General features: G+C 40.5%; 15 protein-coding genes. All 15 read left to right on the plus strand.

Features of this window, described 5'->3' with window-relative positions:
- Positions 1-61 precede the first annotated feature (61 nt).
- The 15 genes from MKX82_RS07475 to MKX82_RS07545 all read left to right on the plus strand — a co-directional run bounded on the left by MKX82_RS07475 (position 62) and on the right by MKX82_RS07545 (position 16,666).
- Entirely contained in the window at positions 62-1,738 is a 1,677-nt protein-coding gene (locus MKX82_RS07475; RefSeq protein WP_233314348.1) for a ribonuclease J, read from the plus strand.
- A gap of 108 nt (positions 1,739-1,846) precedes the next feature.
- Positions 1,847-2,002 (plus strand): DUF3934 domain-containing protein, encoded by a 156-nt coding sequence (locus MKX82_RS07480; RefSeq protein ID WP_233314347.1) that lies wholly within the window; start codon positions 1,847-1,849, stop codon positions 2,000-2,002.
- A 229-nt stretch (positions 2,003-2,231) separates the two neighbouring features.
- Positions 2,232-2,975: a ClpP family protease gene (locus MKX82_RS07485; protein ID WP_233314346.1), complete on the plus strand. Its 744-nt coding sequence runs from the start codon at positions 2,232-2,234 to the stop codon at positions 2,973-2,975.
- Positions 2,972-3,184, plus strand: a complete 213-nt coding sequence (locus MKX82_RS07490; protein ID WP_233314345.1) for a YlzJ-like family protein — start codon at positions 2,972-2,974, stop codon at positions 3,182-3,184. Before MKX82_RS07485 ends, MKX82_RS07490 begins: the two co-directional genes overlap by 4 nt.
- Before the next feature lie 122 nt (positions 3,185-3,306).
- Entirely contained in the window at positions 3,307-5,664 is a 2,358-nt protein-coding gene (locus MKX82_RS07495) for a DNA translocase FtsK (protein WP_233314344.1), read from the plus strand.
- Positions 5,665-5,965: 301 nt separating this feature from the next.
- Positions 5,966-6,697 carry a GntR family transcriptional regulator gene (locus tag MKX82_RS07500; protein ID WP_341076113.1) on the plus strand — a complete coding sequence of 244 codons (732 nt, stop codon included), beginning with the start codon at positions 5,966-5,968 and terminating at the stop codon, positions 6,695-6,697.
- A gap of 74 nt (positions 6,698-6,771) precedes the next feature.
- Entirely contained in the window at positions 6,772-7,833 is a 1,062-nt protein-coding gene (locus tag MKX82_RS07505) for a BMP family lipoprotein (RefSeq protein ID WP_233314342.1), read from the plus strand.
- Positions 7,834-8,096: 263 nt separating this feature from the next.
- Positions 8,097-9,632 (plus strand): ABC transporter ATP-binding protein, encoded by a 1,536-nt coding sequence (locus tag MKX82_RS07510; protein ID WP_233314341.1) that lies wholly within the window; start codon positions 8,097-8,099, stop codon positions 9,630-9,632.
- Complete coding sequence (locus tag MKX82_RS07515; protein WP_233314340.1) at positions 9,625-10,683, plus strand: ABC transporter permease; 1,059 nt, start codon at positions 9,625-9,627, stop codon at positions 10,681-10,683. The genes MKX82_RS07510 and MKX82_RS07515 overlap by 8 nt, the downstream gene beginning before the upstream one ends.
- Positions 10,684-11,643 (plus strand): ABC transporter permease, encoded by a 960-nt coding sequence (locus MKX82_RS07520; RefSeq protein WP_233314339.1) that lies wholly within the window; start codon positions 10,684-10,686, stop codon positions 11,641-11,643.
- A 233-nt stretch (positions 11,644-11,876) separates the two neighbouring features.
- Positions 11,877-13,154 carry an EF-P 5-aminopentanol modification-associated protein YfmF gene (gene yfmF / locus MKX82_RS07525; protein ID WP_233314338.1) on the plus strand — a complete coding sequence of 426 codons (1,278 nt, stop codon included), beginning with the start codon at positions 11,877-11,879 and terminating at the stop codon, positions 13,152-13,154.
- Positions 13,154-14,440 carry an EF-P 5-aminopentanol modification-associated protein YfmH gene (gene yfmH / locus MKX82_RS07530; RefSeq protein WP_341076119.1) on the plus strand — a complete coding sequence of 429 codons (1,287 nt, stop codon included), beginning with the start codon at positions 13,154-13,156 and terminating at the stop codon, positions 14,438-14,440. The genes yfmF and yfmH overlap by 1 nt, the downstream gene beginning before the upstream one ends.
- Before the next feature lie 86 nt (positions 14,441-14,526).
- Positions 14,527-15,249 (plus strand): elongation factor P 5-aminopentanone reductase, encoded by a 723-nt coding sequence (gene ymfI / locus MKX82_RS07535; protein WP_233314336.1) that lies wholly within the window; start codon positions 14,527-14,529, stop codon positions 15,247-15,249.
- A 93-nt stretch (positions 15,250-15,342) separates the two neighbouring features.
- A complete protein-coding gene (locus tag MKX82_RS07540; RefSeq protein ID WP_233314335.1) occupies positions 15,343-15,603 on the plus strand; it encodes a DUF3243 domain-containing protein in 261 nt (86 codons plus the stop codon).
- Positions 15,604-15,874: 271 nt separating this feature from the next.
- Positions 15,875-16,666: a YmfK family protein gene (locus MKX82_RS07545; protein ID WP_233314334.1), complete on the plus strand. Its 792-nt coding sequence runs from the start codon at positions 15,875-15,877 to the stop codon at positions 16,664-16,666.
- Positions 16,667-16,681 lie beyond the last annotated feature (15 nt).

The raw sequence follows: 16,681 nt of genomic DNA on the forward strand, positions 1-16,681 counted from the left end.
TAAAGTATAATATTGTTAACTGATCAATGGTCGGCTAACTCAACATAGGAGGAAACAAAAATTGAAAACAAATGAAAAGATAAAGCTGGTCGCCCTCGGAGGAGTAGGGGAGAACGGAAAAAATATGTTGGCAGTCGAAGTCGATGAAGACATATTTGTAATTGACGCTGGCTTAATGTATCCACAAAACGAGATGCTTGGAATTGATATTGTTGTTCCAGATATCTCTTATTTAAAGCAGAACGAAGAAAAAGTAAAAGGTATCTTTTTGACGCACGGACATGAGGACCATATTGGGGGTCTATCCTTCTTTTTAAGAGAGCTGAACGTACCTGTTTATACGACAAGGCTTACTGCTGAACTGGCAAAAGAGAAAATGAAGGAACAGGACTTTAAAGGGCAAGTTCGTTTTGAAATTGTCACATCAAAAACTGTTCTGAAATTCCCTTCTGCGTCTGTATCCTTTTTTAAAGTGAACCACAGTATTCCTGACAGTATTGCTATTGTCATTCACACTTCTGAAGGTGCGATTGTACATACTGGCGACTTTAAATTTGACCAAACTGCAGGCGATCTTTATAAGCCGGAATTTGCAGAGATGGCGAAAATTGGGGAGAAAGGCGTTCTTTGCTTGCTTTCTGACAGTACGGATGCAGACAAGCCGGGCTACTCAACGTCAGATGCAGTCGTAACAGAGGAATTGACAGCTGCTTTTCTTCGTACAAAAGGCCGAATAATTGCAACTGTGTTCGCAACAGATTTGAACAGAATTCAACATATCTTTGATGCAGCTGCGAAGGCAAAGCGCAAGATTGCGATAATGGGGAAAAACCTTCAAGTTATCTTAAATATTGCGATGAAGCACGGTTATATCGATATTGCCGAAGATATTCTAGTATCATTCCAGGAAATCCAAGGATTTGAGAAAAATCAAACGATTATTTTAACAACAGGAAACAAAGGTGAACCTGTTGAAGCGCTGCAAAGAATGGCAAGGAAAAACCATAAGCAAGTAAATATTGGCGATGGAGATACAATTCTATTTGCAGCATCTTCACTCCTTGGCAGTGAAGTGTTTGTTGGAAAAACAATCGACATGCTTTACCGACTTGGTGCAAGTGTCCTTACAGGAAACAAAACATTCAATAGTTCGAATCATGGTAGCCAAGAAGAGCTTAAGCTTATGATCAATATTCTAAAGCCGAAATTCTTCCTGCCGATTCACGGGGAATACCGCGTGTTGAAAGCACATGCTCAGCTAGCGGAAAAAACCGGATTGCAACCGCAAAATATCCATATCCCTGAACTAGGTGAAATGATTGAAATTAAAGACGGCAAGCTTCGTTTAAGCGGCAAGGTTCAATCAGGCAATGTACTTATTGACGGAAGCGGTATTGGCGATGTCGGCAATATTGTTTTAAGAGACCGTAAACTTTTATCACAGGACGGAATTTTGACAGTTGTCGTAACATTGAATAAGCAAGAGCGAAAAATCTCTGCCGGACCTGAAATTATTACTAGAGGATTTGTCTACGTTAGAGAGTCCGAACAGCTGCTTGAAGAAGCTGCAAATCGGGTTAAAGACATTGTCGAAAAAAGCATTAGCAAAGACAGCTTTGATTGGACAGGCATTAAACAAGATATTAGAGATACATTAAATCAGTTCTTGTACGAAAAAACAAAGCGCAGACCGATGATTCTGCCGATTATTATGGAAGTTAAAACGCCAAGAAAGTAAGGATAAAAAAGTTTCCTTGTGCAATCAAGGAAACTTTTTTGCATGTACGCTTCCTTCAAAGGAAAGATTAGTGGGTAGATATGGCGTTTAACATTATGAGGTGACAAAATGAGCAAAGCAAAAGGCAAGAGTGGTATAGGCAGAGGGACCGGTAAAAAAGGCTGGAACCGCTGGCAGGCTAGTGCTAAAAAAGCCAAAAGTGCAAAACCCTATAAAAGCAAAGGGGTAAAACACAAACAAGATAGTGAAAACGAACAAGGATAAACGGGAGTAGGATCTTGCTATGAGCAAGGTCCTTTCTTTATGCTCCTATCCTTACAGTCTTAAACGGCACCTGGCTTGATTACGATGTCGAATAGAAAGATATTAAAAGGACAAGCACATTAATGTTCAGCCAAATGACGAGGCTTTGCGGAATTTTTATTTTGGTTCGCATGAAATTCTCCTTCTAGCTTCATAATAAAAACATCATGTGAAAGGAAGGGAGAAAATTATGGCTAACCGAAATGAAGCAAATAATACAGAAGAGACTCAGCCAAAAGAAGACAAACCAGCATCTTCTTTAATGGAAAAAATACAGCAGCTTGGTCAAACGAATGTACCGCAACTATCGCAGGATTCTAAAATACATTGTTTAACAATTGTTGGGCAGATTGAAGGACATCTTCAGCTTCCGCCACAAAATAAAACAACTAAATATGAGCATCTTATTCCGCAAATTGTCGCCATTGAGCAAAACCCAAAGATTGAAGGAGTACTTGTCATTTTGAATACAGTCGGCGGTGATGTAGAGGCAGGTTTGGCAATTTCTGAAATGCTTGCTAGCCTTTCTAAGCCAACTGTTTCCCTTGTGCTAGGGGGAGGACATTCAATTGGTGTGCCGATTGCTGTATCTTGTGATTATTCATTCATAGCAGAAACAGCAACAATGACGATACATCCAATTCGTTTGACAGGTCTTGTTATTGGAGTTCCGCAAACCTTTGAGTATTTGGATAAGATGCAGGAGCGAGTAGTGAAATTCGTGACAAAGCACAGCAAAATTGAAGAAGATGGCTTTAAAGACTTAATGTTTGCAAAAGGTAACCTGACAAGGGATATTGGAACAAATGTAATTGGCAGTGATGCAGTGACGTCTGGACTGATTGACAGTGTCGGCGGAGTGGGCGAAGCGATGACAAAGCTAAATGAGCTCATTGAACTGAATAAAGATAAGAACGAAGGTATCGTACAATGATTATGTATACGATGATGCCGGAGGAGTTAATGTTTCCTATCGGTCAAGAAACGTATGAAAAACAGCAAGTAATTGATTTTAACGGTATTCCGCTCCTCGTTGCCAAAAATGAGATGCATGAATATGAGGTAGTGCGTGTGCTTTCGACAGATCCAAGCCATTATTTGCATGCTCCTGTTCAGCCAGGGGCAAAGATTCCATTATTATGACTGTATTTTTCCATCTTATGATATAATAGAATTGAATAACCAAACATTAAGCAGCCGAACTAAGGCTGCTTATTTCATACATAAAGATACTTAAGAAAACATAGAAACATTAGGTGATAAACATGGCAAAAAGAAAAACAAGAAAAACGAAAAAGAAACAGCATCTGAAAAAAACAATTCAGTATGAACTTGCTGCTCTTCTTTTAATTACGTTAAGCTTTATCTCTATCTTGCAGCTAGGAGTTGTAGGAAAGACGATTGTGCTGTTCTTTCGTTTCTTTACGGGTGAATGGTATATTTTAAGCCTCCTTGGGCTGATTGTATATGGCGGCTATTTGATGTGGAAAAGAGAGAAGCCATATTTATTTCATACTAAACTGAATGGCCTCTATTTAATTGTTGGAGCAATCCTGCTTTTAACCCATGTATCCTTGTTTAATATGCTGTCAGGAGAAGGTAGATTTACCAATCCAAGCGTCATTTTTAATACTTGGGAGCTGTTTTGGTATGAAGCGGACGGCAATGCCTCAAAGATTGGCTTGGGAGGCGGTATGATTGGGGCAGTCCTGTTTGCGATGTTTCATTATTTATTTGATACGGCAGGCACGCAAATTGTCAGCTTCTTAGCCATTATTACAGGTATAATTCTGTTGACAGGCAAGACGCTCAGCGGTGCTTTCCGCAAGATGATGCTGTCTATTTGGAGCTTTATAAAGCGGCAATGGCTGGAGTTTCTAGATGATATTCGTGAGTGGAAAGAAGCGCGCATTGCAAAAAGGGAAGCGAAAAAAGCGGACAGGCAGTCAGACCGGACAGCAAGGAGACAAAGAGTGGAGCGTAGACAAGAAGCTGAGGAGGAAGTTCAGCCTTTAATTGTTAATCCACCTATCCAGCAGTCTGAAGAGCCTGCATATGCTGAACCTATCATTTCTTCTTTTACAGAGAATGCTTATGATGACAGACAAGTCCAGGAAGAAGCTGGCAACGCTAGTGAACCAATTGAAACAGAGGAGATTATTGCTCCGATTACCTTCACAGAGGTGGAGAATAAAGATTATGAGCTTCCGCCTATCAAACTATTAATGGCCCCGAAAAAGGCAGACCAAAGCGGAGAATATGAACAAATTCATGCAAATGCAGCAAAGCTGGAGAGAACATTCCATAGTTTTGGTGTTAAGGCAAAGGTAACTGAGGTCCATCTCGGCCCTGCTGTCACAAAGTATGAAGTGCATCCGAGCGAGGGAGTTAAGGTAAGCAAGATTGTCAATTTAAGTGATGACTTGGCATTGGCTCTTGCGGCAAAGGACATCCGCATTGAAGCGCCAATCCCAGGCAAATCGGCAATTGGGATTGAAGTGCCTAATTCGGAAGTAGCGATGGTGTCATTACGGGAAGTGCTCGAAACGAATAAAAATGATAAGCCGGAAAGTAAGTTAATGATCGCATTCGGGCGAGATATTACAGGGAATGCTGTTTGTGCTGAACTGAATAAGATGCCCCATCTGCTTGTTGCCGGAGCAACCGGGAGCGGTAAGAGTGTCTGCATCAATGGGATTATCACAAGCATTCTCATGCGGGCAAAACCGCATGAGGTTAAGATGATGATGATTGACCCGAAGATGGTCGAGTTGAATGTGTATAATGGTATTCCCCATCTCCTTGCACCTGTTGTTACGAATGCGAAAAAAGCATCTCAGGCTCTTCAGAAGGTCGTAAGCGAAATGGAAAGAAGATATGATTTGTTTTCCCATACAGGAACTCGTAATATTGAAGGCTATAATGACTATGTCAAAAGGTATAATGCAGAGGAGCAGGAAAAGCAGCCTCTTTTGCCGTATATTGTCGTGATCGTAGATGAGCTTGCAGACTTAATGATGGTCGCGTCTAATGATGTGGAAGATTCGATAACAAGACTGGCGCAGATGGCGCGTGCAGCTGGAATTCATTTAATCATCGCAACACAGCGCCCTTCTGTTGATGTAATCACAGGTGTCATCAAGGCGAATATCCCTTCACGGATTGCCTTTGCTGTATCTTCTCAAACAGATTCTCGGACAATCCTTGACATGGGCGGAGCGGAGAAGCTTCTTGGCCGCGGTGATATGCTGTTTTTCCCATATGGAGCGAGCAAACCAGTTCGTGTTCAAGGTGCTTTCTTGTCGGATGAGGAAGTGGAAGAAGTAGTGGACTTTGTTATCGGCCAGCAAAAGGCCCAGTATCAGGAGGAGATGATTCCTGATGAGATTGCTGAAACAAATCAAGGAGCTGTAGAGGACGATTTGTATGGAGAAGCTGTCGACTTGATTATTGAAATGCAGACTGCGTCCGTAAGTATGCTGCAAAGACGGTTTAGAATCGGATATACAAGAGCTGCCCGCCTCATTGACGAAATGGAGGCAAGGGGCATCGTCGGTCCGTATGAGGGCAGCAAACCGCGGACAGTTCTTGTGCCAAAAGCATCAGAAGAGATCAATTTATAAAACGGATTATCTTTCGTACGCCGAAATAGGTTATACTATTAAAGTTCGGTTTTAAGCTTTATAATACAAATGTTTTACTAGACTAAAGGAAAAAATATCTTGTAAAGACGAATATTAAGAGAAAGAAGCAATAGAATTGGAAGTCATTTCCGGACAATTGTTTCTTTTCTCTTTTTTTTTCGACTTATTTCACAATTCACTATTTATTTATTAGTCAAAAAGTGTTATAGTATTTTCGATTAGTAGGAATGATTGAACATCAGATGTCTGATGTCTTAGAAAGTTTTTGGAGGAAGGTCGCATGCTAATTAAGTCAGATACAAGGCATTTATATTTGCAGGTTGTGGACAGACTGAAACGTGATATTGAGAATGGGATTTACAAAGAAAAAGAAAAATTCCCTTCTGAATTTGAGCTTGCAAAAACTTTGGGCGTAAGCAGAGCTACACTAAGAGAGGCGCTGCGCACACTGGAAGAGGAAAATGTCATCATAAGGCGTCATGGCGTTGGGACATTTGTCAACAGCAAGCCGCTTTTCAATTCAGGCATTGAACAGCTCCACAGTGTGACCCACATGATTCGGCAAGCTGGAATGAATCCAGGAACAATTTTTCTAAGTTCAACAACTCAATGTTCAACTGAAGAGGATGCAAGGCGTTTTTCCTGCACGCAAGACGAAGAGATAGTAGTGATCGAACGTGTTCGAACTGCTAACGGAGAGCCTGTTGTTTATTGTTTAGACAAGCTTCTGCAAAATATTCTGCCTGAAAGATTTTCGTATGAAAACGATTCAATTTTTCAGTTTTTGGAAGCGGATGCCCAAAAGAAAATTACATATGCTGTCGCGCAAATCGAGCCGATCGGCTATCATGAAAAAATCTCTCCGATCTTACAATGCGAGCCTGAAACTGCACTGCTAGTCTTAAAGCAGATGCATTATGATGAAAAGGATGAGCCGGTGCTTTATTCAGTCAATTACTTTAGAGCCGATAAGTTTAGCTTTCAAGTGCTAAGAAAACGAATTTATTCGTGACAATCGGAGAAACTATTGTTAAAGCATTTCTCACTATGAAAACAAAAAACAAAAAAAATTAGGGGGTACAAACCTTGAAAAAGCGTAAATTTGGTTTAGCGCTGTCCTTAGTACTTGCTGCTGGGACTGTTTTAGGGGCTTGTGGTAAAAACGATGATAACGAAGGATCTTCTGGAGAAGAAAAGAGTGATTCTTTCAGCGTTGCAATGGTAACAGATGTCGGCGGTGTTGATGATAAATCATTCAACCAGTCAGCATGGGAAGGCCTGCAAGCTTTCGGTAAAGCAAATGGACTTGACAAAGGAAATGGTATCGACTATTTACAATCTCAATCAGACTCTGATTATTCAACAAACTTGAACAGCTTAGTACGCCAAAAATATGACTTAGTGTATGGTATTGGTTTCATGATGGAAGGGGCAATTGATGAAATTGCTAAACAGCAAACAGATGCTCATTTTGCAATTGTTGATGCTGTAGTTGACGAACCAAACGTAGCAAGCATTACATTTAAGGAACAAGAAGCAGGCTTCCTTGCTGGAGTAGCTGCTGGTAAAGCAACAAAAACAAATAAAATCGGATTCATCGGCGGAGTAGAAAGTGAAGTTATCACTCGCTTTGAAGCTGGCTTTGAAGCTGGTGTAAAAGAAGCTAACCCTGACGCTACAATTGATTCCCAATATGCTGGTGCATTTGACAAGCCGGAAGTTGGAAAAACAATTGCAAGCAAAATGTACTCTTCTGATGTTGACGTAATTTTCCACGCTTCAGGCGGAACTGGTGCTGGTCTTTTCACAGAAGCTCGTGAGCTAAAGGAAAAAGATCCATCAAGAGCAATCTGGGCAATCGGTGTTGACTCTGACCAAGCATCTGAAGGTGTTGTCGGCGACCACAATATCGTATTGACTTCTGCACTTAAAGGTGTGTCTGCTGCAGTTCAAGATATCTCAACTAAAGCTCAAGAAGGAAACTTCCCAGGCGGAGAAACTTCTGTATACGGACTTGCTGAAGACGGTGTTGGTCTAGCTGAAATCAACGAAGAAGCAGAAAACAAAGCAGACATCGAAGCTGCTGTTAAAGAATGGACAGACAAAATTAAAAACGGTGAGTACACTGTTCCTGATACTGTACAATAATTAGATTTAAGAAGTTTTTACAGGAATAAGTGGTTTGCATGGCAAAACACTTATTCCTTTTTTACGACCATAACTAGAATTTTAACTAAAAGGCAGAAGCCTTCTGCTTTTTATTAAAAATTTTACGATGGTGAAATTATAGCGAAATAGTTAAATATCATAGGTTGCAGAAATTCCTCTTACTGCTGACACTTAAATATTTTTTTGCCAGCTGTATTTTTAATTATTTGACATTCGTTTGTGGAGAAGAAGGAGTGAATGAGATGGAATATGTTATTGAGATGCTGAATATCCGAAAAGAATTTCCTGGAATTGTTGCCAATAACAATATAACCCTTCAGTTAAAAAAAGGGGAAATTCATGCATTGTTAGGGGAAAACGGTGCAGGAAAGTCAACATTGATGAACGTATTGTTCGGACTTTATCAGCCGGAAAGAGGAGAAATCAGAGCAAGAGGGAAAGTGGTCAACATCTCCAACCCTAATGTAGCGAATGATTTGGGCATCGGGATGGTCCATCAGCATTTCATGCTGATCGATACCTTTACTGTTACAGAAAACATTATTTTAGGAAAAGAAACAGTAAGTAAAGGAAAAATAGACTTAAAAAAGGCAGAAAATGAAGTAAGAGAAATCAGTGAGCGTTACGGGCTTGCAGTAGACCCACGGGCGAAAATTTCTGATATTTCTGTAGGTATGCAGCAAAGGGTGGAAATCTTAAAGACTTTATACCGCGGAGCGGAAATCCTTATCTTTGATGAGCCTACTGCTGTGCTGACACCTCAGGAAATTACAGAACTCATTGGCATCTTTAAAACATTGATTAAGGAAGGAAAATCCATCATCTTAATCACTCATAAGCTGAAGGAAATCATGGAAGTTTGTGATCGTGTAACCGTTATCCGCAAAGGGGAAGGAATCGGTACATACGATGTAAGCGGAACAAATCCAACAGAGCTTGCAAACTTGATGGTCGGCCGTGAAGTTACATTCAAAACCGACAAAAAAGCACCGCAGCCTAAAGAGACAGTTTTGGAAATTTCTGATTTGACTGTTAAAGATTCTAGGGGAGTACCTGTTGTAAATTCGCTTAACTTGAATGTCCGTGCCGGCGAAGTAGTCGGAATTGCCGGTGTAGATGGTAACGGGCAGTCAGAGCTGATTGAAGCGATAACAGGGCTGCTAAAAAAAGATAACGGAAGCATTAAGCTGAACGGCAAAGAGCTCAGCGTCCTGACACCTAGAAAAATCACAGAAAGCGGTCTCGGCCATATCCCGCAAGACCGTCATAAACACGGCTTAGTTCTTGATTTCCCAATTGGTCAAAACATGGTGCTGCAAACGTATTACAAACAGCCATTTTCTAAGGCTGGCTTCTTGAACAAACGGGAAATTGATTTAAAAGCGAAAACGCTGATTGAAGAGTTCGATGTAAGAACACCTGGCGCACATACTCCAGCGAGAGCTTTATCAGGCGGTAATCAGCAGAAGGCAATCATCGGAAGAGAAGTGGACAGAAACCCAGATCTTTTGATTGCGGCACAGCCGACACGCGGACTTGATGTTGGAGCGATTGAATTTATCCATAAACGTCTGATAGAACAAAGAGATAAAGGAAAAGCGGTGTTGCTTGTTTCCTTCGAACTAGAGGAAATCTTAAATGTTAGCGACCGGATTGCTGTTATCTTTGAAGGGAATATTATTGCGGAGGTAGACCCGAAGAATACAACAGAACAAGAGCTAGGATTATTAATGGCAGGATCGAAAGATAAAAAAGTGGGTGTGGAGAAGAATGTCTAATACAATAAGAAAAATAAGTATACCTGTTATATCTGTATTGCTGGGCATTATAGTTGGAACAATCATCATGCTCGTTACCGGCTATGATCCTGCTGCAGCATATACTGCACTGTGGAACGGCGCATTCGGCGAAGTCTACTTTGTCGGTGAAGTAGTGCGCCAGATTACTCCGTTAATCCTTGCAGGACTTGCAGTGGCATTTGCCTTCCGTACAGGCTTGTTTAATATCGGAGTAGAGGGTCAATTAATCGTCGGCTGGCTTGCAGCAGTGTGGGTCGGAGTCGCTTTTGATTTGCCGAAAATCATTCATTTGCCGTTGGCAGTGCTTGCAGGAGCAGCTGCAGGTGCATTATGGGCATTTGTGCCAGGATTTTTAAAAGCACGCTTCCGAGTGCATGAAGTAATCGTCAGCATTATGATGAACTATATCGCATTGCATGTATCAAACTATTTAATTCGTAATGTATTAACAGATAAGGCAGACCGTACGGAAAATATTCCGGCATCTGCGTCTCTTCGCTCAGATTTCTTGAGCAGCATGACAGATTATTCCCGTTTACACTGGGGAATTTTAATAGCTCTAGCATGTGTGCTTATTATGTGGCTTATTCTTGAGAAAACCGTTAAAGGCTATGAATTGAAAGCAGTTGGCTTTAACCAGAATGCTTCTCAATATGCCGGTATGAATGTTAACAGAAATATCGTTCTTTCTATGGTAATCTCTGGTGCCTTTGCAGGTCTTGCAGGTACAATGGAAGGATTAGGAACATTCGAATATGTCAGCAATAAAGCTGGATTCACAGGCGTAGGATTTGATGGAATCGCCGTTGCTCTTCTCGGTGCAAATGGACCATTAGGTATTGTCTTTGCAGCCGCATTATTCGGCTTCTTGAAAGTCGGAGCGTTGAATATGCCGCTCGAGGCTGGTGTGCCGAATGAAATGGTTGATATCATCATCGCATTAATCGTATTCTTCGTGGCAGCAAACTATATGATACGCATCTTCTTAGAGAAAATGAGCAAAAATAAAAGTAAAAAGGGGGAGAAGTAAGTGGGATTAATGGATGTATTATTAATTGTCATTCCTTCTTCACTATTATGGGCTGCTCCGCTGATTTTTACTGCGCTTGGCGGTAACTTCTCAGAGCGTGCCGGTGTTGTTAATATCGGGCTAGAAGGTCTTATGCTGATGGGGGCATTCTCTTCCATCGTATTCAACTTAACTTTTGCAGACAGCTTAGGAGCATGGACTCCATGGGTAGCCTTATTGTGTGCAATGGTCGTTGGCGCAGTCTTTTCCTTGCTGCATGCTGTTGCGTCCATCACATTCCGCGCTGATCAGACTGTTTCCGGTGTTGCGATAAACTTGCTTGCAGCAGGTTTGGCAATGTTTTTGGTTAAACTGATTTATGACAAAGGACAAACTGCAACAATTCAATACAGCTTCAAAAAAGTGGATATTCCAGTATTGAAAGATATTCCAGTCATTGGAGAATTGTTCTTCCAGAATACGTACTGGACATCTTATCTGGCTATTATAGTAGCTATTATTTCTTGGTTTGTAATGTTCAAAACACCATTCGGTCTTCGTCTCCGTGCTGTTGGGGAGCATCCGATGGCAGCTGATACAATGGGTATCAATGTTACTAAAATGCGCTATATCGGTGTTGTTTTATCTGGTGCGTTAGGCGGTATCGGCGGCGGTGTGTTCGCACAGTCGATTACAAATGACTTCACTCATTCTACAATCAGCGGACAAGGGTTCATGGCTCTTGCAGCATTGATTTTTGGAAAGTGGAATCCATTAGGAGCGATGGGTGCGGCCCTGTTCTTCGGATTTGCCCAATCATTGAGCATCGTCGGAAGCAGCTTGCCATTCCTTGAGAACATTCCGAATGTATACTTGCTGATTGCCCCATATGTGCTGACAATCATCGCACTTACTGGCTTCATCGGCAGAGCAGATGCACCGAAAGCTTCCGGTGTCCCATATATAAAAGGAAGCAGATAATTATATTACAAAAATCTCCTAGTTGCATTTATGCAACAGGAGATTTTTTTGTTTTAAGGATTATGAAGTGGTATTAAAACATACCATTTGATAAACACGGTTGTGATTTGCACGAAAGAAACTTGAAAACGTGTGCTTAACAAAGTTATAGTAAGAATATCCTTTGTATTAGAGTCAATACTATAGTTATAAAAATATGCATTTTTTAGTGCAGTGAACTTAGGAGGTAGCCCATGAGTGTTGCTGAAGAGAAAGTCAGGAAATACGGCGGATATAATCTGCATACTGTTAAAACAGAGAAGTTTAAAACAAATAATATTGTCGTAAAGTGGAAGGCTCCCATTACAGAAGAAAGTGCTACATTAAGGGCTCTTTTGCCGTATGTCCTGCAAAACAGCTCCAATAAGTACCCAAATACCGCAACACTTCGTTCATATTTGGAAGAGTTATATGGAGCGACATTTTTTATTGACCTTTCCAAAAAAGGTGATTATCAAATTATTTCCTTCTCCTTAGAAATAGCTAATGAAAAGTTTTTGAGCAATCCAGACCCGCTGCTGAAAAAAGGCGTCGATTTTTTGGCGGAAATTCTTTTTAACCCTAACGGAGATGGAAAATCCTTCGTAGCAAAAATAGTCGAAGATGAAAAAAGAGCCTTGAAGCAAAGAATTCAATCCATTTATGATGACAAAATGAGGTATGCTAATTTCCGTTTAGTAGAAGAAATGTTTAAAGGAGAGCCATATGCTTTAGGTGTAAACGGCATTGCTGATAAGGTAGATCCTATCACAGCAGAAGAACTGTATCAATACTATGAGAAATCGCGACAAGAGGATCAAATCGATGTATTTGTTGTAGGAGATATTGATGAAGAGGAAATAGCCTCTTATATAAGCACAAAGCTGCCATTTGCTGATAGAACGGCTTCCGAACATACGAGGGCGGTACATAAGGAAGTAAAGGAAAAGGAAGTAAAGGAAGTTCAAGATGTGAAACAAGGCAAACTTCATATCGGTTACAGAACAAATGTTGTGTATGGGGATGAAGATTATTTTGCTTTGCAAATATTCAATGGCATTTATGGCGGCTTTTCCCACTCCAAGCTTTTCCTTAATGTAAGAGAAAAAGAAAGTCTTGCTTACTATGCTGCAAGCCGGATTGAAAGTCATAAAGGCTTGCTGATGGTTTTGTCAGGGATTGACCAGCAAAATTATGAAAAGGCTGTATCTATCATTAAGGAGCAGTTAGAGCTAATGAAAAAGGGTGATTTCACTGATGATGAAATTATGCAGACAAAGGCAGTCACTCATAATCAAATGCTTGAAACACTTGATACAGCAAGAGGTATGATTGAGGTGTTCTACCATAATGCAGTAAGCGGTGTAAAAGTGGATATGTCCCAATGGCTGCAATCCATCAGCAAGGTAACGAAGGAAGAAATTCAAAGTGTTGCTAATAAAATCGAATTGGATACAATCTATTTCCTATCAGGATCGGAGGGGAATAACTAATGGAAAAAATCTCTTTTGAACAGCTGCAAGAAGAACTTTTCTTTGAAGAGCTTGATAATGGGCTTAAAGTCTATATTCTCCCGAAAAAAGGCTTCAACAAAACATTCTGTACGTTTACAACAAATTACGGGTCTGTTGACAACATGTTCGTCCCGTTGAACGGAACAGAATATAAAAAAGTTCCAGATGGCATCGCTCATTTTCTAGAGCACAAGCTTTTTGAGAAGAAGGACCGTGATGTCTTCCAAGAGTTCAGCAAAAACGGAGCTTCTGCTAATGCATTTACCTCCTTTACAAGAACGGCTTATTTATTTTCTAGCACACAGAATGTTGAAAACAACCTAGAAACATTAATTGATTTTGTGCAAGATCCATATTTCTCTGAACAGACAGTTGAAAAGGAAAAAGGTATTATCGGCCAAGAAATTACGATGTATGATGATAATCCTGACTGGCGTTTGTATTTTGGCTTGATTGAAAACATGTATAAAAACCATCCTGTTAAAATTGATATTGCAGGTACAATTGAGTCGATATCACATATTACAAAGGATTTGCTGTATGAGTGCTATGATACTTTTTATCACCCTAGCAATATGCTCTTGTTTATTGTCGGTCCGGTAGATCCTAACGAATATATGGAAAGTATTAAAGCAAACCAGCAGAAGAAGGACTATACGAAAAAGTCGGAAATAAAAAGGCAGTTTGAGGAAGAACCACTAGAGGTGCATAAAAAGAAACAAGTGCTTAATATGAATGTGCAAACATCCAAATGCCTTGTCGGCGTTAAAGCAGTGGACACCGAGCAGCAAGGTGCTAAAATGCTGAAGAATGAGCTGTGTATTAACACGTTGCTCGACTTGCTTTTCTCTAACAGCTCCGAAAATTATCAATATCTGTTTTCTGAAGGGTTGATTGATGATACCTTCTCTTATGATTATACACAGGAAAAGGGCTTTGGCTTTGCGATGGTCGGCGGAGATACAAGCAAGCCGGATGAACTTGCAGAGCAAATTCAAAAAATACTTCTAGAGGCAAAATCAACTGCCATTCAAAAGGAAACGCTTGAACGGTCGAAAAAGAAACGAATCGGAACCTTCCTTCGTGCCGTTAATTCACCTGAATATATTGCGAATCAGTTTACAAGATATTCCTTCAATGATATGAATTTATTTGATGTTGTCGGAACGATTGAACAAATAACTGTAGAGGACATTCAGGCAGCTGCACAGCGGTTTATTGACGAAGACAGAATCACTGTCTGCCAAGTTGTGCCAAAGGCATAGCATAAGGCAGTTAACAGCAAAAAGGAAATGGGATGAAACCCACTTCCTTTTTTGCTGTACACATTAGAAATGACGGAGTGAACAAAATGGGGAAACATATTTTAATTACAGGAGCAACAGGGGAAATTGGCACAGCCATTGCAAAATTGCTAGCAAGCAAGGGGTATTCCTTGTATTTGCATTATAACCAGAATGAGGAGGCTATCCGAAAACTACTTGAAGAGATAGCGCCATTTGGTCAAGATTATATAGCAATAAAAGCTGACTTAAGCAAACGGGATGGATATAAACAAGTGATAAATTCGATTTTTTCCCTTGATGGTATCGTGTATGCCAGCGGAGTGAGTGTTTACGGAATGTTGGCGGATACGACTGATGAAATAATGGATCAGCTATGGAATCTACATGTCGCTTCCTTAATATCTGTCACAAGGGAGCTTTTGCCGAAAATGACACAAAAGCAAGCTGGCAATATTGTCGCTATATCTTCGATTTGGGGACAGATCGGTGCATCGATGGAGGTTGCTTATTCCACTGTAAAGGGTGCCCAACTATCCTTCGTTAAGGCATTGAGCAAGGAAGTTGCCAGAAATGGTATTCGCGTTAATGCTGTGGCACCTGGTGCTATCGATACAAAGATGCTCGGCATGTTTACAGCTGAAGAAAAGGAATGGATGGCAGAGGAAATTCCGATGGGCAGGCTTGGAAAGGCAGAGGAAGTCGCACAAAGCGTTTTATTTTTGCTGTCTGGCGACTCCTCTTATTTAACAGGACAAGTATTATCACCAAATGGCGGCTGGCATGTGTAAAAGATTTTTTCCTAAGTTGTTATGCATATAATTCGGTTGAACAATCCAAAATAACTATGTAATACAACTTACAGAATGGAAAGGAGTACCTCTATGTCTATATTGCAAAACTGGGATCAATGGAAAGACTTTTTAGGTGACCGCCTTAATCATGCACAAAACGAAGGAATGAACAAAGGCGTTATTGGTGATCTTGCATTCCAAATTGGTGATTACTTATCAAACCAAGTAGAACCAAAAAACGATCAGGAAAGAATTCTTGCTGATCTTTGGTCTGTTGCTTCTGAAGAAGAGCAGCATGCAATTGCGAACATGATGGTCAAGCTTGTTCAAAACAACGGAACTGACCGTTAATTAGGGTTATTTTTCGAGGCGGCTATATCTATAGGGAGATCCGTAAAAAGCAAGAAGGCAATTAAAGCTATTCCTTTTTTTCATTTTATGGTCACCTTATGGATAAGCTGCCTCTTTTCCTTTTTGAAAAACAGCTTCAAATAATACATAGCTGCACATGCTTCTAATTTTATCGGAAAGTGCTTGGTTTTTTCTTTCATCTTTAGGAACTTTCCTTTATTATTATATAGAGTTAAAAAAACGAACAGAACAAGATTTGGGGAGGATTTTTTTGAGAGAGAAGGAATGGTATCTAGAATATGAAATCCAAAAAAATCGACCTGGACTACTCGGGGAAATATCATCATTGCTAGGTATGCTTTCCATCAATATTATTACCATCAATGGGGTCGATGATGGGCGGAGAGGCCTTTTAATGACAACAACCGATGATGAGCAGGTGAGGCGTCTGGAATCCATCCTTTATACGATGGACACGATCAAGGTGTTCAAGCTCCGTGTGCCGACTCTTCGGGACAAAATGGCTGTGCGTCATGGCAGATACATACAAAGAGATGCAGATGACAAAAAAACATTTCGGTTTGTCCGCACTGAACTGGGGCTATTGGTCGATTTTATGGCAGAACTGTTTAAGCTCGAAGGACATCGGCTAATAGGGATAAGAGGAATGCCCAGGGTTGGCAAAACAGAATCGATTGTTGCAGCAAGCGTCAGTGCTAACAAAAGGTGGCTTCCAGTCAGCTCAACGTTATTAAAACAGACTGTCAGAAGTTCACTGATTCAAGATGAGTATAGTGAGAACAATCTTTTTATTATAGATGGAGTTGTTTCTAGCAAGCAGATAAACGAGAAGCATTGGCAGCTGATCAGGGAAGTGATGCGCCTTCCTGCTGTCAAAGTGGTCGAGCATCCGGATGTGTTTGTTCATAATACGGAATATTCACTAGATGATTTTGATTATATTATCGAGCTTCGTCATGAGCCGAATGAAGAAATCATCTTAGATGTCCGCAAAAAGAATGCGCTGCTTTTACAAAATGAGTTTCAAGGATTTGATTTTTAGCAAGTTGGAAGGTGT

The organism is Niallia sp. FSL R7-0271, assembly GCF_038005785.1.
In the GTDB taxonomy this organism is placed as follows: domain Bacteria; phylum Bacillota; class Bacilli; order Bacillales; family Cytobacillaceae; genus Niallia.

What these genes read in the sequence shown, in the direction of transcription:
- MKX82_RS07480 (WP_233314347.1), top strand. Translation starts at nt 1,847, where the DNA reads ATGAGCAAAGCAAAAGGCAAGAGTGGTATAGGCAGAGGGACCGGTAAA.
- ymfI (WP_233314336.1), top strand. Translation starts at nt 14,527, where the DNA reads ATGGGGAAACATATTTTAATTACAGGAGCAACAGGGGAAATTGGCACA.
- MKX82_RS07515 (WP_233314340.1), top strand. Translation starts at nt 9,625, where the DNA reads ATGTCTAATACAATAAGAAAAATAAGTATACCTGTTATATCTGTATTG.
- MKX82_RS07540 (WP_233314335.1), top strand. Translation starts at nt 15,343, where the DNA reads ATGTCTATATTGCAAAACTGGGATCAATGGAAAGACTTTTTAGGTGAC.
- MKX82_RS07495 (WP_233314344.1), top strand. Translation starts at nt 3,307, where the DNA reads ATGGCAAAAAGAAAAACAAGAAAAACGAAAAAGAAACAGCATCTGAAA.
- yfmF (WP_233314338.1), top strand. Translation starts at nt 11,877, where the DNA reads ATGAGTGTTGCTGAAGAGAAAGTCAGGAAATACGGCGGATATAATCTG.
- MKX82_RS07510 (WP_233314341.1), top strand. Translation starts at nt 8,097, where the DNA reads ATGGAATATGTTATTGAGATGCTGAATATCCGAAAAGAATTTCCTGGA.
- MKX82_RS07490 (WP_233314345.1), top strand. Translation starts at nt 2,972, where the DNA reads ATGATTATGTATACGATGATGCCGGAGGAGTTAATGTTTCCTATCGGT.
- yfmH (WP_341076119.1), top strand. Translation starts at nt 13,154, where the DNA reads ATGGAAAAAATCTCTTTTGAACAGCTGCAAGAAGAACTTTTCTTTGAA.
- MKX82_RS07500 (WP_341076113.1), top strand. Translation starts at nt 5,966, where the DNA reads ATGCTAATTAAGTCAGATACAAGGCATTTATATTTGCAGGTTGTGGAC.
- MKX82_RS07485 (WP_233314346.1), top strand. Translation starts at nt 2,232, where the DNA reads ATGGCTAACCGAAATGAAGCAAATAATACAGAAGAGACTCAGCCAAAA.